The sequence below is a fragment of the Bacillus cereus group sp. BceL062 genome (genome assembly GCF_051780025.1).
Taxonomy (GTDB): domain Bacteria; phylum Bacillota; class Bacilli; order Bacillales; family Bacillaceae_G; genus Bacillus_A; species Bacillus_A toyonensis.
On the sequence record NZ_JBPWGY010000002.1, the window covers coordinates 91,007 to 114,645 of the forward strand.

The window sequence follows — 23,639 nt, forward strand, 5'->3', positions numbered from 1 at the left end:
AGGGATTCCTTTCTCTTTTTCTATTCATAGAAAGGGAGATTCATATGATAGGAGTTTCAATTTATCTTTCAAAAGGGCAAGCAGACAAACAAAAAGAGTGGCTAAAAATAGCGAAGGAAAACGGATTTTCATCTATTTTTACATCACTTCATATTCCGGAAGACGATCCAGATACGTATAAAGAGTTAATTCAAACATTAGGGAAACAGGCTCTCGAAAATGAAATGGAATTAATGGTGGATATATCTCCAAAGTCGTTAAATCATTTAGGAATAACGTATGAAAATGTGGAAGTGTTATTGGGCTTTGGTATTACTGGTTTACGAATGGATTATGGCATTGCGCCGAAGGAAATTGCGCGTGTATCTCATAAGATGAAAGTAGCTTTAAATGCGAGTACGATTACAGAATCTTTCTGGGAAGAGTTACTTGCGGAAAATATACGGGTAGAGAATGTAGAAGCGTGGCATAATTTTTATCCGCGCCCAGAAACAGGACTAGCAAGGTCCTTTTTACAAAAGCAAAATCAATATTTACATGCGTGTGGAATAACAACGATGGCATTTATTCCGGGAGATGAGGATAAACGTGGCCCGTTATATGAAGGGTTACCAACGTTAGAAAAGCACCGCAATATGCGCCCGCTTGAAGCGTTTTTAGAACTTGTTCAAGATTGTGATGTCGATAAAGTGTTGATTGGAGATATAAGTGCTAGTTTAGAAAGTGTACAAGAAATTGCGAGCGTGAGTAGAGGGATTATTCCGCTGCGATATGAGTCATTTATAAATGAAAATGAAGTATTAAAAGTAGTAGAGCAAGTGCATACAAATAGATTAGACCCAGCACGTGATGTCATTCGCTCAGTAGAATCAAGGGAAGGAAATAAAGTGATTTTACAGCCGATGCATGCAATCGCAAGAAAGAAAGGCAGTATCACAATTGATAATGAATTGTACGGTAGATATGCCGGGGAGATGCAAGTTGTTATAAATGATTTGCCTACAGATGAGAAGGTGAATGTTGTCGGAATGGTTGTGGAAGAGGACGTGCTGTTATTGCCTTATATTGGTGCTGGAAAAAAGTTTCAACTTTTTCTGTGCGATTGAGTAAAAGCTTGAATTAGCGCTATTTTATAAAAGACATTATTCGTAAAACGGATAATGTTTTTTGTTTTCTTTAAAAAAAGCATTTGACGAATGAAACGAAATACCGTATTGTTTTGTCTTGTGAATAAATGTTCACCATAACAAAACAAAAAAGGGGAGTTCAAAATGAATCAATATATTGGGAATTTAATTATTCGTATCGTGTTAGGAGTTACGTTCTTTGCACACGGTTTAGCAAAGTTTCAATCAGGTATAGATAACGTAGCAGGATGGTTTACAAGTATCGGTTTACCAGGTGGCCTTGCGTATGGCATAGCGACAGTTGAATTAGTTGGTGGTATATTATTAATTATCGGTTTAGGTGTTCGATATGTAGGATTGTTATTCGCTCTTATTTTAGCTGGAGCTATCGTAAAGGTAAATGGAGCAGCAGGATTATTAGGAGATGGCAAGAATCCAGGATATGAATTAGATCTTGCATTATTATCAATGGGTGCGTATTTATTCGTTGTAAAAGCAGAAGGATATGTAGATCGTTTCTTAAAAGAGAAAGTAATGAAAACGAAGTAAATTTTATTTATAAATTGTTGACTTAAAGAGTTATTGTAACTATAATGGTTACAATAACTAAGTTAAGAATGAAATGAATTAGCATATTTTTTTACACAAGTTGTAACTACATTAGTTACGACTTGTGTAAAGAATAAATAAACGAGGGAGGAATTACTATGCTTAAATCAAATTTAGAAATTATTCAAAGTACGTATGAAGGATCAGCTTCTTCGAATGCAAAACATTTAGCAGAAGCCCTCTCTGAAAAAATAGAATGGACAGAGGCAAAAGGTTTCCCGTACGGCGGACGTATATAGGTACAGAGGATATAATGGAAAATGTATTTAGTCGTTTAGGATCAGAATGGGATGATTATAAAGCGAGTGTAAATATGTATCATGAAGTAAACGGAAAAGATGTAATTATTGCTGAAGGTGTTTATTCAGGAGTTTATAAAGAAACGGGAAAATTGTTTGAAGCAGAATTTGTTCATATATGGCAGCTTGAAAATGGGAAAATTATAAAATTTAAGCAATATGTGGATAGTTTTATTGTGCGAGAAGCGATGAAGGTTTAAAATATAATAAGGAAACAAATGGAATCGGCTGTGCGCAGGCGATTCCATTTGTTTATGTGATTATTAGGGGAATGGGGAATACATAATATGAAAAAATGGATTATAGGGACAATTACAATGATTGTAATTGCAATAGGAGCTGTATTCGGTGTTACGAAACTTCTTAATTATATAGAAGAAGAGGAGAAGAGTCTGAAAGCACAAAATGTAACGGGGCAACAAGGGAAGAAAGCAAAGGAAGAGAAGCAACAAGCTAGTGAAGATGAAATTATTTCTACCATGCATAGGATGGTACATCAAAAAGTGAAATCCTCTGAAAAATGGGGATTTATTGAAATGACAAATAAGGAAATTCGTAGTGCGAAGGAAGCGGTAGAAAGCAGTACAAATTTTAAAAATAAATCAAAGTTACTTGCTACTTTGGAGCGCTGGGAGAAAGGGGATTTTTCACAAACGGTTGAGGAGCATAACTTTTTGTGGGAAATTCAAGGTGGTGATACTGGAAAGGCAACAGAACGTTTATCGCCAGAAGAAGAAAAGAAGTATGTGAAAGAAATGAAAGGTAAATAAAAACATCGCCACTTTGGTGGCGATGTTTTTTTGATTAAGAATGTTTGCGCAGTAAAGCTCTAGTTGGCTGAACAGCAACTGTTTTGAAATGAGAAAATAAATAACATCCTGTCACGACGACAATTGTACCTAAAATTTGTATCCATGTTAATTCTTCTCCTAGAAAAAGGAATGCTAAAATAGCTGTGAAAATCGGATTGAAGTTTAGAAAAATTCCCGATGTTGTAGCTCCTAATTTTTGTACACCAATGTTCCAAAATACCATACAAAGTACTGTTGAAATGATTCCTGTATATAAAAGCGATGTAATGAATGATGTATTTATATTTGAAACAGTGAAGTTTCCGATGTTAAATGGCAATAATAAAATAATGCCGAAAATACCAGAATATAACGTCGCCATTAGTGGTGTAGTTGTTTTTGTTGCCCATTTACTGCACACAGAATATATCCCCCAAATACAAACTGCCGCAATCATCCATAAATCTCCGCTATTAAAATGTAGTGAAAATAAAAGTGAGAAATCACCTTTTAATAGAACGAGGATAACCCCGAAGAATGAAAGGGTCATGGATAATATTTGAAGTGTATTTACTTTTTCTTTTAGAAATAATACCGAAAATAGTGCAATTGAAATTGCATTCAATGTAGAGATGAGACCCACATTCGTTGCGGATGTTTTTTCTAATGCTAAAAATTGAAAGATGTTAAAGAGAGCGACTCCTGAAATCCCCATCAGTATTAAAGGTAGTATCGCAGCGCGCGGTGGCAGGATTTTCTTTTCTTTAAACCATACCATAGGTAATAAACAAACGATCGCAATGATCCATCTTAAACTCGTCAGTGTCATCGGCGAGGCATGATCGACGAGAGATTTCCCAACGACAAAATTCCCTCCCCATAATAAGCTCGTTAATAATAGTAAAAAGACATAAAAATAAGGCATATTAAAATCCCCTTTGTTATAATCAATACGAATTGTAAATAATTTTAGCATTTTTCTTTATTGTGTAATATATTCTTTTGTGTAATGGTTAAAAATCAATAAAATATTTCGTTTTGTTTGTATCTTAAAGAATAATATTCAGTTTCGTTTGAATTAAGGGATGTTTTTTCGAATAATCATCGGTAAGAAAAAAGGGGGAATTATAATGGAGTCATCTGTTATTAAAGTTTTAGATGATTTGGATGTACAAATTTTAGATATATTGCAGAAAGAATCACAAGTAAGTAATGCAGAGCTTGCACGCCGTGTTAATTTATCTCCAGCTGCGATGCATGCAAGAATAAAAAGGTTAGATGGAGAAGGTTTTATTGATAAGCAAGTAGCAATTTTAAATCAAGAAAAGCTCGGTTTTGATTTACTATGCTTCATTTTTATGAGTACGAATATTCATCAGTATGAAAAGCTTGAAGTGCTAGAACGAGAATTAGAATCGATGCCTGAAGTGTTAGAATGTCATTGTTTAACAGGGGAATATGATTATTTATTAAAAGTTGCAAATCGTGATCGTAAAGAACTGGAGCAGTTTATTAGAAAGTTGAACAAGCTTGGTATTACACGGATACAGACAAGTTTAGCACTGCGTGAAATTAAATATTCGACGGTATTGCCGATACGAAATGAGGAACCGAGCATCGATTAGATTGCTTGGTTTTTTGTTTGTATAAAGTGATTGACGAGGAGAAAAGAGAGATGTATTATTATATAAAATTATGTATTAAAATTCATTTAAAGTTATAAATATTAATATTGGGGGCAAGGGGATATAATATGAAAATCTGTAATGCGGTTACGAGTGATGTGAAAGAAATTTATAGTCTCATTGAAGTTTATGCAAAAGAGGGGGTTGTTTTACCGCGTTCTCTTTTGTCTCTCTATCAATATTTGCAATGTTTATATGTTATGAAAGAAGGAGAGGAAGTCGTTGGAGTTGCTGGCTTACATGTATTAGGAGAGGATCTTGCAGAAGTGCGATCTTTAGTAGTTTCGCATACATATGCAGGGAAAGGGATAGGGCGTATGTTAGTGAATCATGTTATGGATGAGGCGGCAAAGATAAAAGTGAACAGGGTAATTTCTTTAACATATGAAACGGAATTTTTTCAAAAGTGTGGGTTTGATTTTGTGAATAAGGAAGTGTTGCCAGAGAAAGTGTGGATTGATTGCAGACATTGTCCAAAAGTTGATTATTGTGATGAAGTGGCGATGATTAGGTATGTTGGGTGAAATGTTTAGAGAGAAAAAAGCCCACTATTATTTAAGAAATAGTGGGTATCTATATTTTAGGCAGAAATGAGATGTTGTTAAGAATTTGAATTTGTTTTTCTTACTGCAAAATTAAAAATGGGATTTTTAAGCTCATAGTTATAAGTAGAACCATCGACAAGCCCTATAACTTTATCGCTATCATAAAGGTCGAGCATAAATTGTGCCATTTGTTTTGCAGTGTGGAATTTTGGTACAACATTATCGTATTGGAATTCATCAATATCAAATGATCGTTTCGCGAACTCTGTTTCAGTTGCACCAGGAGCTAAAACTTTTGCTTGTAATTTTGCACCTTGTTCTTTCAGTTCGTGAGATAATCCTTCTGTAAATGCACTTACATAGAATTTCGTAGCGCAATACGTAACAGCATTAGCGACAATCGTATATCCACCGCCTGATGAAACGTTAATAAGCTGTGTTCCATCAATCATTGAATAATCTCGAACGAAAAGGGAAGAGAGTATTGTTAGTGCTTCTATATTTACATGCAACATCGTTTCTATTTTATTTAAATTTTGTTCAGCGATTGAGGCAAAATTACCAAAACCTGCGTTGTTAATCCACGTTTCAATCTGAAAACTTTGGAGACTTTCATAAAGTTTATAAACATTTTCCGTGACGGATAAATCAGTTCTTCGAATGACAACATCTAACTCCGGATACATTTCGTTAATTTTCAATTTTAATCCATCTAATTCTTCTTTTCTTCGAGCTACAAGTATTATATTTTTTCCACGAGATGCAAAGGCTAAAGCCGATTCATAGCCGATTCCAGAACTAGCACCAGTAATAACAGTATATTTCATATAAAATCCCCCTAAGTTCAAATTCATTTATGGTTAGATTGTATTTGTTAGAGTATACTCTAAGTCAAATGTTTTTTATAAATTTGATAAGAACGCAAAATATATGAGGGCAAATGGCATGCGGAGGGAGTATGAGTATGTACACAATTAGCGAGGTAGCTACATTATTAGGAGTGAGCACACATACATTACGTTATTATGAAAAAGAGAACATACTAATTGCAAATCGCGATACAAATGGAAATCGACTGTATGAAGAATCACATATAAAGTGGTTGCAGTTTGTAATGAAGTTAAAACAAACGCAAATGCCAATAGCGAAAATAAGAGAATACGCTAGATTATATTTAGAAGGGGGGCATACAACTGAAGCTCGTTTACAGCTCCTAGAAGATCACAGGAAATCTATTCAGATTCAAAGAGAAAACTTAGAAGTTACAGAGAAGATGCTTGAAAATAAAATCATTGCATACAAAGACTCGGTGAAAAATAAATAGATTAAAAAATACGCTGTTTCCTGTTACGTGATGAAAAATGGATTTGATCTATGAGTATTTCACCATAGTGTGTCGATAAATAAAAATGAGCAGCTAGCAAAAGCTAACTGCTCCATTCAAGGGATCTCTCCAAGGGGGAGTGGAGAAAGTATCGTATTATCAATATTATTGACGGAATATTGATTTTATTAAACTAGATTAAAAATTTGAAAGACTATTGTGTTAACTAAAATTATAACAGTATTAAAAAGTTCATGTATACGCTCAAAGTTTTGACTACTATGAAATCCATACTTTTTATCTTTTTGATATTTGGAACGAATGAATTACTTGAAAAAATGGATGATTAATTATAACGATTATGTAATTATAATTACATTAAAAACTCATATGTTTCTAATTTATAAAAAATATTACAATTACATTACAAAAACTGTTGACTATATTTAACTAACGTAATACAATTCTGTTTGTGGAAATAAAAACTAAAAATATTCATTAATTGGGGGATTTGGAAAATGAAGAAAGTTATTTTGCCGATTTTAATGTCTTCAATGTTTATCATACCAGCAGTGTCTCATGCAGAAGAAAATGTAGTTTCTCAAAAGAAAGCGGATACAATTGAGCAAGTTCAAGAAAAACGTGGTTGGTTTCAAGGGACGGGATACTGGTTGTACTATAATGAAGATGGTTCTTTGGCCATAGGCTGGAAAAATATTAATGGAAAATGGTATCACTTTGATGAAACAGGCATGATGGCTACATATATGAAAAATATTCAAGGAAAAACATATTATTTTAATGAAGATGGTTCAATGCAAATAGGATGGAAGAAAGTTCGAGTTTGGCATTATTTTAACGAAGATGGCTCTATGGCTAAAGATTGGAAAAAAATCAATGGTTCATGGTATCACTTTGACAAAGATGGTTACATGTCTGATGGCCGTAGGACTATAGGAGGAAAAACATACACTTTTAATGCAGATGGAACTATGGTTACAGGTTGGCAAGAGATTAAAAGTGGGCCTTATACAGGGAAATGGTTTTACTATAATGCAGATGGCGCTATGGCAACAGGTTGGGCACAAGTGAAAGGGAAATGGTATTATTTTGATGCATCTGGTGTCATGCAAACAGGCTGGTTAAAAAATAATAACGTATGGTATTACTTAAATACAGATGGATCAATGAAAAGCACAGAAAATAACTGGAACGAAGGCTGGTTAGAAGAAAACGGAAAGCGTTATGTTTTTGATGACACTGGTGCTATGCGAAAAGGGAAACTAGCTGAAGGCGGTACGGTTTGGTACTTTAATGAAGATGGTTCAATGCTAACAGGATGGAAACAGCTAGAAGAAGGATGGTATTACTTTAATGATCAATCTGGTGCAAGTGAACAAGGTTGGTTTAGCAATAAAGGGAAATGGTATTACTTTGAAGATGGCCCAATGAAAACAGGTTGGTTACAAGAAAATAAAAATTGGTATTATTTACAGTCTAGCGGTGACATGGCAGTTGGAAAACATTTAATTAATGGAAAATGGTATACGTTCAAACATAACGGTATTATGATGTAACAAAAGGTTTTTAAATAGAAATGTATTTTAAGAGATTTCCATAATGAAAAGGACACCTGTGAGGGTGTCTTTTTTACGCTAGCCCCCTATTAATAAAGAAAGAATAACATTTTTAACAATAATGAGTACCGATTTTTATTAAGTTGATTGATGGAGGAAGAGACATTGTTGCCATCAAGTTAAGCAATTTACGGTTTCTAAAAATGTAAAGTATTACAAGTAGTTAAATTGTTTATGGAATGTTGGTATTGACATTTTATAAATTATTCGTGTAAAATAATTTATGAATGACATTCAGTCATTTGTTATGAAAGGGTGTAGATAAGTAATTTTTAATAACTGAACAAATATAAGGATAAATGAGGCTGATATTGTTTTTTTAAAATAGTAGTTTGCGTGAGATTATATTTTTTAAATTATAAATGACTGACGGTCAGTCATATAATAATAGAAGGTGAGAGATATGAAAAATAAAGCTTGGTTATATGTGATATTAACATGTATCTTTGAAATATTTTGGGTGTTCGGTTTTAATACAGCCCATACTTGGTGGCATTGGGTTGTTATTGTAGGAGTTATTGCTGTTGATTTTCATTTTCTTTCTAAAGCGTGTGAACATCTTGCAACAGGGACTGTATATGCTGTGTTTGCCGGAGCTGGTACGGTAGGTACTTTCCTAATGGATGTATTCCTTTTCGGCGGCAGTTTCAGTGTAGGGAAATTATTCTTTATCGTGATGGTCGTAGCGGGTGTTATCGGTTTAAAACTGGCTGATAATAAAGAAGAAACCGCGGAAGAAATTGTGAAAGGAGCTGCTTAAAAATGGGTTGGTTTTTCGTATTTTGTGCCGCAATTAGTGAAATAGTCGGTGTGATAGGACTTAAAATGTATAGTAAAGATAAGACGTTAGCAAATGGAGCGATTTATATAGGTGGATTTGCAACGTCCTTCGCATTCTTATACACTTCTTTCTTGTTCTTACAAGTAAGTGTGGCTTATGCGGTTTGGATTGGTATTGGAACAGCAGGCGCAGTTTTATTAAATATGTTTCTGTTTGGTGAATCAAAAAGTAAGGCACGTTTGATTAGCGTAGCTCTTATCGTATGTGGAGTTACGGGATTAAAGGCCCTTTCATAAGAAAAGGATATTAAAGCTAAATCTCCTAACGATCTGTTGGGAGATTTTTATTATGAAAGTACATGATGATTGACAGTACAGCTAGTTATTTTATAAAATGAGTGACAGTCATTCAATATGAGTGTGAAAGGGTTTAGATGATGAATAAAAAAGAAAAAATTGTCTATGCAGCTATTGAAGTGTTTCAGGAAAAGGGCGTTGAAAAAACGAAGATTTCTGATATCGTGAAATTGGCTGGCATTGCACAAGGAACTTTCTATTTATATTTTCCTTCTAAGCTATCTGTTATGCCTGCAATAGCAGAAGTGATGGTTGAGAAGATGATACTTGCAGTGAAAGAAAAAGTACAGAACGATGCATCTTTTTCAAGTAAAGTTGAGCAAGTAATAGATGCAGTATTTAACTTTATAGCTGAATATCGTGAAATACAAGCATTAATGTATGCGGGTCTTGCATCTACTGAACATATAAAAGAATGGGAAGCTGTATATGAGCCTCTTTATATGTGGCTAAGCGAATTTTTAAGCGAGGCAAAAGAAGCTGGTGAAATTCGTGATTCGGTTCACGCAGAGCGAACAGCCAAGTTATTTATCGCTCTTGTTGAATCAGCAGCGGAACAAGTTTATTTATACGATCATAAAGATGATGAGCAAGTGGAGCTTCAAAAGGCAGAAGTACTAGATTTTTTAATACATGCACTACATATAAAGAAATAAAGGGAAACTTTAATTGGTAGGGGCATTCCCTGCTGATTATTAGCCCGCATTAATGGGGACAAAACAGTTAGGTGAACCTATCTTAAGACGGTAGGTTCATTTCTACGAAAAACTGAATGATAGTCATTCACCCTGTATTTGTGTATGTGTGGAAGGATAAAGTGAAACTTTAATGAGTGGGGGGTATCTCCACTCATTATTAGCCCACAAATAGCAGGATAAAGAAAAAGTTTCTTGGGCATTATTTTTGAGAGGAACTTACGGGAAGAGGTGTTAAAAAGTGAAGAAACCGATAAAAGAACAAAAGATGGTATTGGTCATTCTTTTAAGCAATATATTTATCGCTTTTTTAGGGATTGGGTTAATCATTCCGGTTATGCCGTCCTTTATGAATGATATGAATTTAACAGGTAAAACGATGGGCTATCTCGTTGCAGTGTTTGCAATGGCTCAGCTCATAACTTCACCAATTACAGGTCGTTGGGTCGATCTTTACGGTAGGAAGAAAATGATAATCATTGGATTATTTATTTTTGGTGTTTCAGAGCTGCTTTTTGGATTAGGAAAAGATGTGTGGATGCTTTATGTAGCGAGGGTGTTAGGCGGAATTAGTGCTGCGTTTATTATGCCGGGAGTTACAGCATATGTTGCGGATATTACATCGATTCAGGAACGACCAAAGGCGATGGGTTATCTTTCAGCAGCTATTAGCACTGGATTTATTATAGGGCCTGGAATCGGCGGGTTTATTGCAGAATACGGAATACGTGTGCCGTTCTTTGTGGCAGCAGTGATTGCCTTTATAGCATGTGTGATTTCGATCTTTATTTTAAAAGAACCGTTAACGAAAGAAGAGCTTGCAGAAATTTCTTCTAATACGAAAGAATCAAGCTTTATTGGAGATTTAAAGAAATCATTAAACCCAATGTATGCAATTGCATTTATTATTGTATTTGTACTCGCATTTGGATTATCAGCATATGAAACTGTGTTTAGTCTGTTTTCTGATCATAAATTTGGTTTCACGCCGAAAGATATTGCTGCAATTATTACAATTAGTTCAATCTTTGGGGTAGTTGTGCAAGTATTTATGTTTGGAAAATTAGTTGACATGTTTGGTGAAAAAGTGTTAATTCAAATATGTTTAATTGTGGGAGCAGTGTTAGCGTTTGTATCCACTGTAGTCTTTAATTATTGGATTGTACTTCTCGTTACTTGCTTCATTTTCTTAGCATTTGATTTACTTCGTCCAGCTTTAACGACGTTTTTATCAAAAGCAGCTGGAAAAGAGCAAGGATTTGTTGCTGGTATGAACTCAACGTATACGAGTTTAGGAAATATCGCAGGACCTGCTATGGGCGGAATATTATTTGATATGAATATTCATTATCCATATGCATTTTCAGGAGTTGTTTTAATCGTTGGTCTCGGCATTACATTTATGTGGAGAGAGAAACAGCTAGCTGAAAGTTTTGCGAAGTAATGTAGTGAATAATGAAAAGCCTCTTACTATTTGTATGGTAAGGGGCTTTTCGTTTATAAACTTAATCCAAACCGCTTTAATTCAATAAAAATCCCCTCTAATTGCTTTCCTTTATCCGTTAAAGTGTACTCTACGCGGGGCGGAACTTCTGGATATACTTTTCGCGTTATAATCCCTTGTGCTTCCAATTCTTTTAGGCGAAGCGATAATGTTTTTGGGCTAATGCCGTCCATTGATTTTTGTAAATCACTAAAACGTAAAGTTCCTTCAATAAGAAGGTCACGAATGATTAAAAACGTCCATTTTGTACTGATTACGTCAAGCGTTTTAGCGATAGGACAAGGTATGCCAGGTAAACCTTTCGTTAATACAACTGAATCTATATTGTTCATGGAACTAGCCTCCATAAAAATTTTTTGAATGAATTTGCTTTATAGTATCACAAAACTATACTTTTGGTAACTATATGAAAAAAATATCACTACTTCCATAAAGGAAGTTAGTGCATATACAATAGCAATACGAAATACAAAGGGTTTGTATGAGGAGGAGGTGATTTCCATGAGTATGAAAAAGTTGTTTATGTTCCTTAATTTTTTTGTCATTTGTATTGTGTTTGTAGCATGTAGTGGTGAGCAAAAAACTGAAATTCAGTTATTAAAAGAGATGCCAAAGCCAAAAGCAATGACAATTGATCCCTCACTAAGTAAAAAAGAAGCGACAGAAATGGTTCATGCAGCGCAGCGTTTTTATGCATTTTGGGATACAGGTAAGGAGGAACTTATTCCGCAGACTGTTACTAAAGATTTTTTCGATAATACATTGCCGAAAGGGCGACCACAAGGCACTGAAGGACTAAAATTTGCGGCACAAAATTTTCGTAAAGTCGTTCCTAATATACATTGCGAGATTGAAGATTTATTAGTCGTTGGTGATAAAGTAACAGCTCGTCTTTCTTTTACAGGAACGCATAATGATAAGAAAATCAATTTTTTCGCCATTGATATGTTACATGTGAAAGACGGAAAGATCACGGAAGACTGGCATTTAGAAGATAATCTTACGCTGAAGCAGCAACTGGGCTTAATAGCTGAAGAGTAGATCATATAGGGGAGAGAAAAGCGATGAAAAATATTTTTATTATAAATGGACATGAGAAATACGGTACGAAAGAAGGACGATTAAATAGAACGTTAGTAGATTATATGGTAACGGTATTAAGCGAGAATCATAATGTGAAAACAACAACGATTCAAGATGGCTATAGTATTAAAGAAGAGCAAGAGAAGTTTTTATGGGCGGATGTTGTGATTTATCAAACACCAATTTATTGGTTTAGTGTACCTGGACTATTTAAAACATATATGGATGAAGTATATGAATACGGTTTGTTCTTTAAAGGTGCTGATGAATATGGAACAGGTGGTTTATTAAAAGAGCAAGAGTATATGTTTTCTACAACTTGGAACGCACCGGAGAAAGCATTTGGAGATAAGACGAAGTTTTTTGAAGGAGAAAGTTTAGAATCTACGCTTAGTCATTTACACCGTGTGCAGAAGTTTCTCGGTATGAGTCCGTTAAAGAGTTTTGCTTGTTATGATGTGGTGAAGAATCCGGATATTGAGCAATATTTATTGAACTTGAAAAATCACTTGGATGGAGTAATTCAATAATAGTTTGTATTGTGAAGAAGGTACTACTAAGGATGTAGTACCTTCTCTTTTATGAAATACGTTGAAAATCTTTACTTATACAGGACTGCTTTAGTTTTTTTGATTTGATTAAATGTTTCATATCAGAGATGTTATCGTATGAAAGCTGAGTATGATAATAGTTAATGTACTCAAGTAATGCAAAAATATAAATAAATAGGGTGAATGATAGCCCACCTAAAGGTAAGTGGGGATACCAAATTACAAAATCAATAGTAAACGTAATAAATCCCGTGATAATTAATGCTATATTTATCTTTTTAAGTATTTTTAAATATTGAATCATCCTAATGGGCGTAACAGATGTTTTCTCTTTTTTTAGTCGTTTCCACTTTACGTACCAGTAAATTACTCCTTGTAATAAGATAAACTCTAAAAGAAGAAATGAGACCCAAAAAGAATATAGGGAATATAAATGTAATGTAGGATAAGCATAATTAAGTAAGTAACTTGTGAAGATAAAAGTAATGACTGAAAATAACTCACCTGTGTATAGATAGGAAAGTCTTTTTTCTAGGTTGCGTTTCATAGTTCCTCTCCTTTTATAATGACTCACATTTTAAGACATGGATGGCTGTATCCATAACTTTGCAAAATTTGCCCAACCGAATGAATCAATCGTTACGTTTTTTAAAGCAGAAGGATATGTTTTTCTTTTTAAAACGTGATAGTTAAATAAAATGATGTATTCTGCTTGTAAAAATTCTTCGATTTCATACATGAGCTCATAGCGCTTCATTTTATTTTCTTCTAATAAGAAGGTATCGAGTAAACAGTTAATTTGGTTTTCATAGTGTGGGTCCATAAATCGATTTACGAAGCAACTTTTATTTTTAAACACATTTAAGAATGCGAGTTCATGATCAGCAGCAAACACTTCTCCCATGAAAATAATATCGGCATGTTTATCGATAGAACAATCCATATAATCTGAAACGAGAAATGGGTGAAGTTCTACGCGTATTCCTAATTGTTCGCAACGTTCTTTTAGGAAATGTGCGTCATTTGCACTGTCTTTAAATGCGAAGAAATAAATATGTATCGTTTCTCCATTATAGGTACTCTTTTTCAAATACTCTTTCGCTTTTTCTAAAGAGTAGGACCTATTAGGAACTTGGCGACTTCTTTCAGGGAAAAAGCTTGATGCAGCAATTGTTCGTCTACCCTCTATGCTACGAAGTATCGTTTCAACATCATATAGTTCTCTCCAAGCCTTTCGAAAGTACATGTCATGATGAGGACCGGTTTTTTTAAAGTTGAAGCTAGCATAAATACAACCTATTTCTTCTATTTGTATATTATGCCTTTCATTTTCTTCTTCATTTGGTAGTTCATAATCAGCATCGATTTGTACATGATCAGGAATACCCCAAAATTCAATACGGTCTAATAACGCGCGCTCTTTAAAATAATGAGTGAACGCTTCGAACACGATATTATCTTCAGAGTAATGAGCAAGTTTGAAAGGTCCAGTACCTATATAATGATGATTTTCAATACTAGCATCATGTGGCAAAATTGCTAGTTGTATGGAACTTACATAGTGTAAGAAAAATAGATTTGGTTTTGCTAAATGGAATCGAATTTGCAATGGTGATGGTGTTTCAATTTGAACAATTTCTTCTGTTAACCATTCGAAAGGAGAGTGAATTTCTTTTAGTCTTTCAAATGAAAATCGTACATCTTTAGAAGTTAAAACTGTTTCGTTATGAAAATATACATCCTTTCGTAAATAAAAATTCCACGTAAGCCCGTCTTCACTTAATTCCCACGTATGCGCAATGTGTGGTTCCATTTTTTCAGTAACATCGTTATAAACGACTAACGTATCAAAAATTTGACTCGTAAGATGGCTCTCTGTAGTTACAGCCACAAAAGCCGGATCTAATGGAAATATCTTTCTCGATATAGGAATCTTTAATATGTCGTACATATCATTTGAAGGTTCGTATCCAAAATGATGATGTAGTTTATTTTCTATCTTTTTTTGAAGTGCAAGGGGTAGGGGTTCTTTTAAAAGAAGAAAGATATCTTTTAATTTTTCTTGCGCTAACAGTTCATCTGTATAGGACTCAATCGCTTCTACGAAATTATGTATAAATAGAATTTCCGTTTTATTCCCGCGGCCTCGCCCTGGAGTCCAGTTAATTAATTGCTCCTCGCTCATTTTCTTTAATAAAATCTTTACGTTTTTCGTACTGCAATATAAAACATCCGCTAATTCTTGTAAGCTATTTCGAATATTTTGTTGATCTTGTGCATGTAGTCTTAGTCTAATGTAATAGTCCATAATTTTCATATATACACTTCCTTCTATCATAAAAGGGGAAACTCTTTAGAATATTCTAACCTTTTTCTTCCTTTTTTTCAAAGTAAAATAAGTAAGCATAAGGAGGGGGAAACAATGGGGTTTTGGAGTATGCATCGAAATATAAAAATTAGAATTATAACTTCGTTTTTAACACGTACTGTATCCACGATGATTTTTCCATTTATGGCGATTTATTTTTCAATAAAATTAGGTAGTGCAATTGCTGGTGCGTTACTACTTATTAATGTAATAGCTTCATTAGTAATTGGTTTATACGGTGGATATGTTGGGGATCGACTTGGTCGTAAAAAAGTAATGATTATCGGTCAAAGTATACAAGTCATTTCAATCGCTTGTATGGGGATTGCAAATTCAGATTATGTAGATTCACCGTGGCTAACATTTATCTTTATGTTAGTGAATAGTTTAGGGTCTGGTCTTATGAATCCTGCGACAGAGGCGATGTTAATTGATGTGAGTACACCGGAAAATCGAAAAGTGATGTACAGCATTAACTACTGGGCGATTAATTTATCCATTGCAATTGGAGCGATATTTGGAGGACTACTATTTGAAAACTATAGATTACAATTGTTTATCGTATTAACGCTTGTTGCCATTATTACTTTATATGTGATGGCTGTATATATGGAAGAGGTGTATGTAGCGAGAAAAACAGTAGAGAAGAAAAATGTCTTAAAAGATATGGCAGATAGTTATAAAGTTGTAATGAAAGATAAAGCGTTTTTAATTTTTTGTGCAGCAAGTATATGTACATTATCTTTAGAGTTTCAGGTTAATAATTATTTAGGAGTACGTTTGCAGCGGGAATTTGAAACGGTGCACTTTTTCTTTAGGAATGGTGTGACGTTTGATTTAACAGGTATTCGAATGATGAGCTGGATTTCAGCAGAGAATACAATTTTAGTTGTGTTATGTTCGGCACTCCTTATTAAAATGCTGAAAAGCTTCAACGATTTGAAAATCTTATATGTAGGTTTATTCATTTATACAATTGGATTTACAATACTCGGAACGAGCAATAGTTTATGGATTTTATTAATTGCAGGGCTTTTCCAAACGGTAGGCGAGATGATGTATGTGCCAGTGCGTCAATCTATTATGGCAGATATGGTGCCGGATGAGGCAAGAGGTTCTTATATGGCGATTAACGGGATGGTCTTTCAAATGGCGAAAATGAACGGGGCATTAGGTGTTATGTTAGGTTCATTTATTGCATCTTGGGGCATGAGTGCTCTGTACTTTATTGTTGGTATGAGCAGTATTTTATTATTTATGAAGGCGATAGGGAAAGAGAAATATCAAGATGAAGGGAAGGTTTCTCAGATCGGATAAAGTGAAACGATATAAAAAGCGAACCAGTTATAATGAGGAGCGCTTTTTATACCATTTTTAAAACGGATCAACTTCAGCTAAATTTGGAGTGGTATTCGGCTGTAGTAAAAGATTTTTTAACGTTCCTACTTCAGAAAGTGCTACTAATATGTAGCCACTAATCAGTACAATAAGCCCAATGACGCGTAACGTTTGTAAGCTCACTTCATTATTATTCGTTTCCGTTGGATTTGGGGGCGTTGAAGGTGGAGTATTGTTCATAGTTAGGCTCCCATCTTTTGTATTTATATATGTGTAAAATCATGATTTAACTTATGGATAGGAATTATATAGTCATTTTCACTATATGAGAACTGCCTATGAATAGTGATTGGGAATTTTAGAGTGAGATAAGAGGTGTATTTGTGGGAGTCGGGTTGCCCATAAACACGCGATGAGTGTGAACTAATAATCAGTGGGGGATGAAAAAAATCCCCCACTGATTACATTTTGTTTTTCATACAAATAAAAGAGGTTAACCAAAGTAGCTATCCTAATATACGCAACGATTCTTCAATAAAAGCGGGGATATCTTCCGGTTGTCTACTTGTGACTAGCTGATTTTGGCATACGACTACTTCTTTATCATGAAAGTTTCCGCCAGCATTTTTCAAATCGACCTCAATGGATTTATATCCAGTCACATCGCGTCCTTCAAGTGTTTGTGCAGTGATGAGTAGCTGAGGTCCGTGACAAATAGCGAAAACGGGTTTTTCCGCATCCATAAATGTTTTGCTAAAGTGAACAAAACGTTCATCTGCACGAAGTATATCTGGGGAAAATCCGCCCGGTATGAAGAGGGCATCAAAGTTCTCTGGAGAAACATCATCAATACTTTTATCAATTACGACTTCACTTTTTCTTTGCTTACCGTGTACGGTTTTACCTTTTTCCATTTCAATAGTTGTTAATTCATATCCCTTTTGCTTAAAAGCTTCTACTGGCTCTGTGTATTCTGTATCCTCGAAATAATCCGTTATTAAAATAGCAATTTTTTTACTCATTGCAGTCAGCTCCTTATATTATAGTATCGGTTCCAGAATCATCCTTGAGCAATGCCTTTTATAAAGTGAAACTTTAATTCATGTTTTTTCATTCCCTCCAGTTCCTTTGCCCTGTTAATTTAATAAATACCCTTTTTATTAGGACGTAAACATGTATTATCGTTTTTGTATGTAAAAATCATAAAATATCGGTTGTTTGAGGAAGAAAAATAAAAAAGCCAAGGAGATAATTTATTTTCTCCTTGGCTTTTAAGATAATTCTTTTCGTTAAAACGAAGAAACACGCTGCTTCGTTTTTGGTACAATAATAAATTTGATCCAGATTACCCCGATTATCATAATAATCAAGGTATGTAGTAATTGACCTGTAGCAATGAGTATAACACTCGAAAATACAATGAGTTGAATGCTTAGCAATATAAAGATTAAGCGAAGAAATTGATTCATTCGTTTTTCAGTATCAATCGGATACAATGCTACAATAATATTTCCCGAAAAATATTTCCAAAGGGAACGAAGCTGCATAGAAATCATATATAGGACGATATATGCGATAGCGCCTTTTACGTATGTGTTTGGTATAAAATATAAGGCGAAGGCACCAATCAGCCCTAAGCGAATATATATACCGAAATAATCATTCCCGCGTAAAAATGCTAGTGTATGTAAATAGAAGAAAGTTTCTCGTTTTTTATGTAATAAAGGTTCAATCCAATTTGTAAGCCATTTTCTTTTGTTTACTTGCTTATTAAGTTGCGGAACATCAGTAAAGATGCTAGCAAATTGATAAAAGCGAACATCCATTTTTTCTTCTTGCTCGATTATGTAATCCCACGGTATTCGTTTTGTAGGCTGTTTTTTCGTATATAGAAGTAGGAAAGCAAGTAGTAAGAGCAATCCGCCTAATATGAGAACATGTGCCGAGTAAAATAGCATGTAAATGATTAGGGCGTTACAAGCAATACGAATAATGAACCATATGTTTTTTTCATGGCTATCACGCCACATCCAATATATGTACAGGTTCCAAGCTTTCGTAATCATTAAAACGATAAAGATTGTACATAAGAACGGTACAGTTAATTGTAATGATTGCATAGCAAGCGGTACGAGAATAAGGAACGTAAATAATAATGGGAAAAGTTGAATGATGTAATTATATAGAAGAGATTTTTTAAAATAAGATGTTAATTTCTCTTCTAACGCAAGTAAATAGACGGCATCCGGTTTTTGAATAAAGGTGCGAATGGGACATCTCATTATAATAAATGTAAGAACGGTCGTTATGAGTATGAGAGATATTCCTTTAGAAGGAGATGCTTTTAGAAACTGAGCATAATAATATGCGCCAACGCATGAAATAAAGATAAAGCTATATAATAAACCGTTAATCATACGTGCAAAGTATGTAATGATATTTTGAATGTGTTGTTGGAAGCGACTGCTCCATAGTGATTCGATTGACATGTTTTTCACCTCTTTGTTCTATTATATATGTTTTACAAAAGAAAAAACGAGCAAATTGCGTTATGCAACTTGCCCGTTTTTCTTTTCGTTATTTTTTTTCTGATCACGATTCATTAATGGATAGAAAGCAAATCCAATTACGAATAAACCAATTCCGAGAAGGAACGTTTTTATATCGGATGCACCGGTTTTAATAACCCATAGTGCGTAGCAAAGTGCGATCACTGCGACTATACCATCTGTAATTCTTGCCCGCATTTCATTTTTATATGTTTCACCAGTTGCGACTAATTTTAACTGGAAGATCGGTGAAACGAGATATGGAATGAGGTAGGCCAGTGTTGATACGGTAATAACGAATGTATAAGCTTCCGCAATAGTTCCTGATAATGTTGAGAATAAGAATACTTGCGACATAATGTTTGTTAATCGTAATGAGTAAATTGGACTTCCTTTTTTATTTGTTTTTGTGAAGAAGGAAGGGAAGAAACCTTCTTTTGCTGCTTGATACGGTACTTCTGAGCTTAATAAAATCCAGCCTAAGATAGAACCGAATAGGGAAGTAAGAGCAAGTAATGCCATCAGTTTCCCGCCGCCATGACCCATTGCAGCATTTAGTGCATCTGCTAACGGACGTTCAGAAGCTTGTAATGTATCAACGTGAAGGACACCCATTGTTAAAATTGTAATTCCTAAGTAAATTGCAACTGTAATAAGTAATCCCGCAACTGTTGCCCGTTTTACCGTTTTTGGAGAAACAGCCCGGTTTGATAAAAGAACGGCTGATTCAATTCCGATAAACGCCCAAAGCGTTGTAAGAGCGGCTAAATTTACTTGTGAAAGAAGACCGTGTGATACACCTGATTTATCGATCATCGGTGTGTACCATTGTCCAAACTTAGAAGCTTCGAATGCAAATAACGTAACGACGATAAATAAAAGGAATCCAGTTACTTTCGTTGTTGTTGCTAAGAAGTTTAGCTTTCCAGCTCCGCTTACACCATTAGTTAATATAATATGAGTTCCCCAAAGTAAGATGGAACAAATCGTAAATGTAATTAGTTTTCCGACTTCTATGTTAAACGAACCGATTGAAAATAGTAGTCGTGTATCTTTCATAATTGGGAAGAAGAGTGATAAATATCCCGCGAAAGATGTAATAATGGCAACGTTACTTGCCCAGTTTGCAACCCAATATCCCCATACCATACTGAAACCAGCCATTTTTTTCTTTTTTGGTGTTGAGAATAAAGCATATGCATGACTTTGTGGTCCTGTCGTTAAATCAGGACGACGAATTGCTAAATTACCGAAAACAAGAGCTAGCATTAAAACACCAAACCCTGTTGTTAACCAAGCTAAAGTGACACCGAGAGGGCTTGCTGTTTGTGCCAACGTACTTGGCACCATGAAAATACCAGCGCCAACCATATTACCGACAACGAAAGCTGTTAGTACCCAAAAGCCCCATTTTTTTTGTTGCATAGAAAATACCTCCAAAGTTAGTATAACCAAGTCAAGCGAGGAGATATGTATGTCTTCCGATTAGAGAAGAGAAGTCCCAAACAAAACAAAAAAAGCACGTAATCTGCCGCTACATGCTTTCTATCTTATAAGAAACCCACGACATACCTCTCGATAGCTCTCCACAAACGAAACGTTTGTGACAGTTCTGCACTTATTAAATGCAGACCCAGCAAGTGTGCATGGTGGACACGACTTACTTCGGCAATCATTCCTTTCTCATTTCTTCATCAATGCCACTACATCTCCTGAAATGATACTCTTAATGACTGCAACCTCTACCTCACCGAGATACGAATGAGGATTTAAATATTAAATTAACGTATTTAAGAGTAACAAATGTATTTTTATACGTCAATGGATATAGTAATAATCAGATTATAGAGAAGAGTTTGTGATTAAAAGAGAGAGGGATTATTATGTAATATTGAATTTTCATAATATAATAAATGTTATTGACGCTAGAAGATTGAGAAGGGGATGAAGTATATGTCTGTATGTCATAAACATTCAGTAATAGGTGTGCTAGATTCGGGAGTTGGGGGATTAACAGTTGCGAGTGAAATTATAAGACAATTGCCTAAAGAGAGCATTTATTATATTGGTGATAATGAGCGTTGTCCGTATGGGCCAAGAAGTGTAGAAGAGGTACAATCTTTCGTATTTGAAATGGTTGAGTTCCTCAAACAGTTTCCGTTAAAAGCGCTAGTGGTAGCATGTAATACTGCTGCAGCTGCTGCATTGACTGCGCTGCAAGAAGCACTGTCTATTCCGGTTATTGGCGTTATACATCCGGGAGCAAGAGCGGCAATTAAAGTGACAAAGAAAGGGGAAATCGGAGTAATTGGAACTGTAGGTACGATACAGTCTAATATGTACGAAAAAGCATTACACGAGCTTGATACATATTTGGAAGTGCATAGTCACGCGTGCCCGACTTTAGCTACAGTTGTAGAAAATCAATTAGAAGATACAGCATATGTAACGCAGCAAGTGAAACAAGCTTTACTGCCATTAACGAAAGAAGATATAGATACGTTAATTCTTGGGTGTACGCATTATCCACTTTTAGAGTCCTATATAAAAAAGGAACTAGGAGAAGATGTAACGATTATTAGTTCTGCAGAAGAAACAGCGATAGAATTAAGCACAATTTTACAGCACAAAGGAATCCTGTCTGACAATTTGAATCCGAAGCATCGATTTTTTACAACAGGCTCTGTTTTATCATTTGAACATATTGCTGAGCGTTGGCTAGGATATGAAATTTCTGTAGAATGTGTGAATTTACCTATGGAAAAACAACTCGTGAAATAAAAAGAAGCTGATCTAAAACTAGATCAGCTTCTATATAAGATTAAACTAAGTTCAATACAGTTACTTTTTCACGTGTCATAGACTCAAGGCTCTTACGAATACCTTGTGCGCCCATACCTGAACCTTTTACACCGATGAATGGGAAGTGGTCAGGGCCGCGCTCTGTGCGTCCGTTAATTTGAACAGAACCAGTTTCGATTTTGTTAGCAATTGCAAATGCTTTGTTAATGTCTTTTGTGAAGACACTTGCTTGTAAGCCGAACTCTGATTTGTTAGCAATTTCAATTGCTTGCTCATCTGAAGAAACGCGGATGATTGGAAGGATTGGGCCGAATGGCTCTTCCCAAGCAACTTTCATTTCTTCAGTTACGTGGTCGATTAATGTTGGGTAAATTAAGTTACGCTCACGTTTGTTACCGATAACGATCGTAGCACCTTTTTCTACAGCGTCGTCAACTAAGCCTTGAACGAAGTCAGCAGATTTATCGTCAATTAATGGAACGATTGTGCTGTCTTGTTCTGGAGATCCAACTGATAGTTTAGCTACTTGCGCTTTTACTAATTCAACAAGCTCGTCCGCTACGTTTTCGTGTACAAGTACACGTTTAATAGCTGTACAACGTTGACCAGAGTAAGAGAATGCACCGCTTACGATATGGTTTGCAGCATCTTGTAAGTCAGCATCTTCACGAACGATACCAGGGTCTTTCCCACCAAGTTCTAGTACAAGTGGAATCATTGAAGCTTTTTTCGCTAAATGTTTACCTGTGTTTGTACCACCTGTGAACGATACCATATTGATACCTTCGTGTTCTACTAAGTAGTCACCAATTACAGAACCGCGTCCTGTAGCTACGTTTACAAGACCTTTTGGAAGGCCAGCTTTATGAAGTGCTTCAACCATTTTAATACCGCTAATTGCACCTTGAGTTGCTGGTTTGAAAATAACAGCGTTACCCATAATTAATGCTGGTGCAAGTTTTGCAGCAGATAAGTTTACTGGGTAGTTAAACGGTGCGATTGCTAATACAACACCAAGTGGTGCACGTTGGATAATCGCAAGTTTTGATTTTGTTCCGCCAGGGAAGCTATCGCCCATCATGCTTTCTCCGTGCATATGTAGAGCTTCTTCAATTGTGTAACGAATGAAATCAGCTGTACGAACAACTTCTTTCTTCGCATCTTTATATCCTTTACCGACTTCTTTCATAATAATATCGGCAATTTCATCTTGCATATTTACGAGCTCATCAGCCCATTTATATAAATATTTTGCGCGATCTTGTAGAGAAGCTTCAGCCCATGATTTTTGAGCTTCTTTTGCAGATGCAATTGCTTCATCTACTTCTCCGCGAGTAATTGCTTGTACTTGACCAATTACTTCGTGTAAGTATGGAGATGGAATGTCGATTGTTTGTCCTGAAGAGCTTTCTCTCCATTCTCCGTTTAAATAAAATTTGTACGTATTGCTAGTTGTCATGATTAGTCCTCCTAAAATAGCAACTTGTAAGAGTGAGTATAAGGTGATTGTAGGGGGTTTGATAATATTTTTCAAATGAAATGTTTGTGAAAACGATTTCTTATTCTTTTTTTATTTTGTATGCCCTTTCTTACAG

General features: G+C 35.1%; 25 protein-coding genes, 1 pseudogene and 1 riboswitch. Of the genes and pseudogenes, 16 read left to right on the plus strand and 10 right to left on the minus strand.

Annotated features, from left to right (window positions below; all coding sequences use genetic code 11):
- Positions 1 to 44: 44 nt before the first annotated feature.
- From ACS2MN_RS05630 to ACS2MN_RS05645, 4 genes and pseudogenes are all read left to right on the plus strand, one after another.
- On the plus strand, positions 45 to 1,106 hold the full coding sequence (locus ACS2MN_RS05630) for a DUF871 domain-containing protein (protein ID WP_000580649.1): 1,062 nt from the start codon (positions 45 to 47) through the stop codon (positions 1,104 to 1,106).
- A gap of 165 nt (positions 1,107 to 1,271) precedes the next feature.
- On the plus strand, positions 1,272 to 1,676 hold the full coding sequence (locus ACS2MN_RS05635) for a DoxX family protein (protein WP_001077742.1): 405 nt from the start codon (positions 1,272 to 1,274) through the stop codon (positions 1,674 to 1,676).
- Between the two features lie 164 nt (positions 1,677 to 1,840).
- Positions 1,841 to 2,235: pseudogene (locus ACS2MN_RS05640) on the plus strand (nuclear transport factor 2 family protein); the annotation flags it as partial.
- Positions 2,236 to 2,322: 87 nt separating this feature from the next.
- Complete coding sequence (locus ACS2MN_RS05645; RefSeq protein WP_000758760.1) at positions 2,323 to 2,805, plus strand: PRK06770 family protein; 483 nt, start codon at positions 2,323 to 2,325, stop codon at positions 2,803 to 2,805.
- A 34-nt stretch (positions 2,806 to 2,839) separates the two neighbouring features.
- On the opposite strand, the gene ACS2MN_RS05650 is transcribed toward ACS2MN_RS05645, so the two are convergent.
- Positions 2,840 to 3,751, minus strand: coding sequence for a DMT family transporter (locus tag ACS2MN_RS05650; protein WP_001146259.1), 912 nt, complete (start codon positions 3,749 to 3,751; stop codon positions 2,840 to 2,842).
- A 205-nt stretch (positions 3,752 to 3,956) separates the two neighbouring features.
- Between ACS2MN_RS05650 and ACS2MN_RS05655 the strand changes: the two genes are divergently transcribed.
- Entirely contained in the window at positions 3,957 to 4,451 is a 495-nt protein-coding gene (locus ACS2MN_RS05655) for an Lrp/AsnC family transcriptional regulator (protein WP_000446110.1), read from the plus strand.
- A gap of 128 nt (positions 4,452 to 4,579) precedes the next feature.
- Entirely contained in the window at positions 4,580 to 5,035 is a 456-nt protein-coding gene (locus tag ACS2MN_RS05660) for an N-acetyltransferase (protein ID WP_000686677.1), read from the plus strand.
- Positions 5,036 to 5,112: 77 nt separating this feature from the next.
- Here the strand turns inward: ACS2MN_RS05660 and ACS2MN_RS05665 are convergent, their stop codons facing one another.
- Positions 5,113 to 5,883, minus strand: coding sequence for an SDR family NAD(P)-dependent oxidoreductase (locus ACS2MN_RS05665; protein WP_000878091.1), 771 nt, complete (start codon positions 5,881 to 5,883; stop codon positions 5,113 to 5,115).
- 137 nt (positions 5,884 to 6,020) lie between these two features.
- On the opposite strand from ACS2MN_RS05665, the gene ACS2MN_RS05670 reads away from it, so the two are divergent.
- The 6 genes from ACS2MN_RS05670 (at position 6,021) to ACS2MN_RS05695 (ending at position 11,293) form a co-directional block, all read left to right on the plus strand.
- Positions 6,021 to 6,380, plus strand: coding sequence for a MerR family transcriptional regulator (locus ACS2MN_RS05670; RefSeq protein ID WP_098805975.1), 360 nt, complete (start codon positions 6,021 to 6,023; stop codon positions 6,378 to 6,380).
- A gap of 518 nt (positions 6,381 to 6,898) precedes the next feature.
- Entirely contained in the window at positions 6,899 to 7,957 is a 1,059-nt protein-coding gene (locus tag ACS2MN_RS05675; protein WP_000755815.1) for a glucan-binding protein, read from the plus strand.
- Positions 7,958 to 8,420: 463 nt separating this feature from the next.
- Positions 8,421 to 8,777 (plus strand): DMT family transporter, encoded by a 357-nt coding sequence (locus ACS2MN_RS05680; RefSeq protein WP_000790623.1) that lies wholly within the window; start codon positions 8,421 to 8,423, stop codon positions 8,775 to 8,777.
- Between the two features lie 2 nt (positions 8,778 to 8,779).
- Positions 8,780 to 9,094, plus strand: coding sequence for a DMT family transporter (locus ACS2MN_RS05685; RefSeq protein WP_000539672.1), 315 nt, complete (start codon positions 8,780 to 8,782; stop codon positions 9,092 to 9,094).
- 137 nt (positions 9,095 to 9,231) lie between these two features.
- On the plus strand, positions 9,232 to 9,810 hold the full coding sequence (locus ACS2MN_RS05690; RefSeq protein ID WP_002038002.1) for a TetR family transcriptional regulator: 579 nt from the start codon (positions 9,232 to 9,234) through the stop codon (positions 9,808 to 9,810).
- Between the two features lie 280 nt (positions 9,811 to 10,090).
- A complete protein-coding gene (locus tag ACS2MN_RS05695) occupies positions 10,091 to 11,293 on the plus strand; it encodes an MFS transporter (protein ID WP_000742963.1) in 1,203 nt (400 codons plus the stop codon).
- 53 nt (positions 11,294 to 11,346) lie between these two features.
- Here the strand turns inward: ACS2MN_RS05695 and ACS2MN_RS05700 are convergent, their stop codons facing one another.
- Positions 11,347 to 11,685, minus strand: a complete 339-nt coding sequence (locus ACS2MN_RS05700) for a winged helix-turn-helix transcriptional regulator (RefSeq protein ID WP_001059478.1) — start codon at positions 11,683 to 11,685, stop codon at positions 11,347 to 11,349.
- Positions 11,686 to 11,854: 169 nt separating this feature from the next.
- Here ACS2MN_RS05700 and ACS2MN_RS05705 point away from each other — a divergent pair, with 169 nt between their 5' ends.
- Both ACS2MN_RS05705 and ACS2MN_RS05710 read left to right on the plus strand, forming a co-directional pair.
- Positions 11,855 to 12,394: an ester cyclase gene (locus ACS2MN_RS05705; protein WP_052943458.1), complete on the plus strand. Its 540-nt coding sequence runs from the start codon at positions 11,855 to 11,857 to the stop codon at positions 12,392 to 12,394.
- Between the two features lie 23 nt (positions 12,395 to 12,417).
- Positions 12,418 to 12,966, plus strand: a complete 549-nt coding sequence (locus ACS2MN_RS05710) for an NAD(P)H-dependent oxidoreductase (protein ID WP_098709111.1) — start codon at positions 12,418 to 12,420, stop codon at positions 12,964 to 12,966.
- Positions 12,967 to 13,015: 49 nt separating this feature from the next.
- Here ACS2MN_RS05710 and ACS2MN_RS05715 read toward each other — a convergent pair whose 3' ends face one another.
- Both ACS2MN_RS05715 and ACS2MN_RS05720 read right to left on the minus strand, forming a co-directional pair.
- Complete coding sequence (locus tag ACS2MN_RS05715) at positions 13,016 to 13,534, minus strand: hypothetical protein (protein WP_000827930.1); 519 nt, start codon at positions 13,532 to 13,534, stop codon at positions 13,016 to 13,018.
- Positions 13,535 to 13,564: 30 nt separating this feature from the next.
- On the minus strand, positions 13,565 to 15,325 hold the full coding sequence (locus ACS2MN_RS05720; protein ID WP_346994906.1) for an SgrR family transcriptional regulator: 1,761 nt from the start codon (positions 15,323 to 15,325) through the stop codon (positions 13,565 to 13,567).
- Between the two features lie 84 nt (positions 15,326 to 15,409).
- On the opposite strand from ACS2MN_RS05720, the gene ACS2MN_RS05725 reads away from it, so the two are divergent.
- Positions 15,410 to 16,672, plus strand: a complete 1,263-nt coding sequence (locus ACS2MN_RS05725) for an MDR family MFS transporter (RefSeq protein ID WP_000508192.1) — start codon at positions 15,410 to 15,412, stop codon at positions 16,670 to 16,672.
- A gap of 57 nt (positions 16,673 to 16,729) precedes the next feature.
- Here ACS2MN_RS05725 and ACS2MN_RS05730 read toward each other — a convergent pair whose 3' ends face one another.
- The 4 genes from ACS2MN_RS05730 to ACS2MN_RS05745 form a co-directional block, all read right to left on the minus strand.
- On the minus strand, positions 16,730 to 16,933 hold the full coding sequence (locus tag ACS2MN_RS05730) for a hypothetical protein (protein WP_001066489.1): 204 nt from the start codon (positions 16,931 to 16,933) through the stop codon (positions 16,730 to 16,732).
- A gap of 266 nt (positions 16,934 to 17,199) precedes the next feature.
- Positions 17,200 to 17,715, minus strand: coding sequence for a type 1 glutamine amidotransferase domain-containing protein (locus ACS2MN_RS05735; protein ID WP_000037539.1), 516 nt, complete (start codon positions 17,713 to 17,715; stop codon positions 17,200 to 17,202).
- 267 nt (positions 17,716 to 17,982) lie between these two features.
- Entirely contained in the window at positions 17,983 to 19,182 is a 1,200-nt protein-coding gene (locus ACS2MN_RS05740) for an ABC transporter permease (protein WP_087950929.1), read from the minus strand.
- A 60-nt stretch (positions 19,183 to 19,242) separates the two neighbouring features.
- Positions 19,243 to 20,667, minus strand: a complete 1,425-nt coding sequence (locus ACS2MN_RS05745; RefSeq protein WP_001186296.1) for an amino acid permease — start codon at positions 20,665 to 20,667, stop codon at positions 19,243 to 19,245.
- A 146-nt stretch (positions 20,668 to 20,813) separates the two neighbouring features.
- Positions 20,814 to 20,995: riboswitch (Lysine riboswitch) on the minus strand.
- Positions 20,996 to 21,195: 200 nt separating this feature from the next.
- On the opposite strand from ACS2MN_RS05745, the gene racE reads away from it, so the two are divergent.
- Entirely contained in the window at positions 21,196 to 22,023 is an 828-nt protein-coding gene (gene racE / locus ACS2MN_RS05750; protein ID WP_000109657.1) for a glutamate racemase, read from the plus strand.
- A 40-nt stretch (positions 22,024 to 22,063) separates the two neighbouring features.
- Here racE and gapN read toward each other — a convergent pair whose 3' ends face one another.
- Positions 22,064 to 23,503: an NADP-dependent glyceraldehyde-3-phosphate dehydrogenase gene (gene gapN / locus ACS2MN_RS05755; protein WP_000213650.1), complete on the minus strand. Its 1,440-nt coding sequence runs from the start codon at positions 23,501 to 23,503 to the stop codon at positions 22,064 to 22,066.
- Positions 23,504 to 23,639 lie beyond the last annotated feature (136 nt).

What these genes read in the sequence shown, in the direction of transcription:
- ACS2MN_RS05630 (WP_000580649.1), top strand. Translation starts at nt 45, where the DNA reads ATGATAGGAGTTTCAATTTATCTTTCAAAAGGGCAAGCAGACAAACAA.
- ACS2MN_RS05680 (WP_000790623.1), top strand. Translation starts at nt 8,421, where the DNA reads ATGAAAAATAAAGCTTGGTTATATGTGATATTAACATGTATCTTTGAA.
- ACS2MN_RS05645 (WP_000758760.1), top strand. Translation starts at nt 2,323, where the DNA reads ATGAAAAAATGGATTATAGGGACAATTACAATGATTGTAATTGCAATA.
- ACS2MN_RS05730 (WP_001066489.1), bottom strand. Translation starts at nt 16,933, where the DNA reads ATGAACAATACTCCACCTTCAACGCCCCCAAATCCAACGGAAACGAAT.
- ACS2MN_RS05670 (WP_098805975.1), top strand. Translation starts at nt 6,021, where the DNA reads ATGTACACAATTAGCGAGGTAGCTACATTATTAGGAGTGAGCACACAT.
- ACS2MN_RS05735 (WP_000037539.1), bottom strand. Translation starts at nt 17,715, where the DNA reads ATGAGTAAAAAAATTGCTATTTTAATAACGGATTATTTCGAGGATACA.
- ACS2MN_RS05700 (WP_001059478.1), bottom strand. Translation starts at nt 11,685, where the DNA reads ATGAACAATATAGATTCAGTTGTATTAACGAAAGGTTTACCTGGCATA.
- ACS2MN_RS05650 (WP_001146259.1), bottom strand. Translation starts at nt 3,751, where the DNA reads ATGCCTTATTTTTATGTCTTTTTACTATTATTAACGAGCTTATTATGG.
- ACS2MN_RS05725 (WP_000508192.1), top strand. Translation starts at nt 15,410, where the DNA reads ATGGGGTTTTGGAGTATGCATCGAAATATAAAAATTAGAATTATAACT.
- ACS2MN_RS05705 (WP_052943458.1), top strand. Translation starts at nt 11,855, where the DNA reads ATGAGTATGAAAAAGTTGTTTATGTTCCTTAATTTTTTTGTCATTTGT.
- ACS2MN_RS05745 (WP_001186296.1), bottom strand. Translation starts at nt 20,667, where the DNA reads ATGCAACAAAAAAAATGGGGCTTTTGGGTACTAACAGCTTTCGTTGTC.
- ACS2MN_RS05710 (WP_098709111.1), top strand. Translation starts at nt 12,418, where the DNA reads ATGAAAAATATTTTTATTATAAATGGACATGAGAAATACGGTACGAAA.
- ACS2MN_RS05655 (WP_000446110.1), top strand. Translation starts at nt 3,957, where the DNA reads ATGGAGTCATCTGTTATTAAAGTTTTAGATGATTTGGATGTACAAATT.
- ACS2MN_RS05720 (WP_346994906.1), bottom strand. Translation starts at nt 15,325, where the DNA reads ATGATAGAAGGAAGTGTATATATGAAAATTATGGACTATTACATTAGA.
- ACS2MN_RS05665 (WP_000878091.1), bottom strand. Translation starts at nt 5,883, where the DNA reads ATGAAATATACTGTTATTACTGGTGCTAGTTCTGGAATCGGCTATGAA.
- ACS2MN_RS05740 (WP_087950929.1), bottom strand. Translation starts at nt 19,182, where the DNA reads ATGTCAATCGAATCACTATGGAGCAGTCGCTTCCAACAACACATTCAA.
- racE (WP_000109657.1), top strand. Translation starts at nt 21,196, where the DNA reads ATGTCTGTATGTCATAAACATTCAGTAATAGGTGTGCTAGATTCGGGA.
- ACS2MN_RS05660 (WP_000686677.1), top strand. Translation starts at nt 4,580, where the DNA reads ATGAAAATCTGTAATGCGGTTACGAGTGATGTGAAAGAAATTTATAGT.
- ACS2MN_RS05675 (WP_000755815.1), top strand. Translation starts at nt 6,899, where the DNA reads ATGAAGAAAGTTATTTTGCCGATTTTAATGTCTTCAATGTTTATCATA.
- ACS2MN_RS05635 (WP_001077742.1), top strand. Translation starts at nt 1,272, where the DNA reads ATGAATCAATATATTGGGAATTTAATTATTCGTATCGTGTTAGGAGTT.
- ACS2MN_RS05690 (WP_002038002.1), top strand. Translation starts at nt 9,232, where the DNA reads ATGATGAATAAAAAAGAAAAAATTGTCTATGCAGCTATTGAAGTGTTT.
- ACS2MN_RS05685 (WP_000539672.1), top strand. Translation starts at nt 8,780, where the DNA reads ATGGGTTGGTTTTTCGTATTTTGTGCCGCAATTAGTGAAATAGTCGGT.
- ACS2MN_RS05715 (WP_000827930.1), bottom strand. Translation starts at nt 13,534, where the DNA reads ATGAAACGCAACCTAGAAAAAAGACTTTCCTATCTATACACAGGTGAG.
- gapN (WP_000213650.1), bottom strand. Translation starts at nt 23,503, where the DNA reads ATGACAACTAGCAATACGTACAAATTTTATTTAAACGGAGAATGGAGA.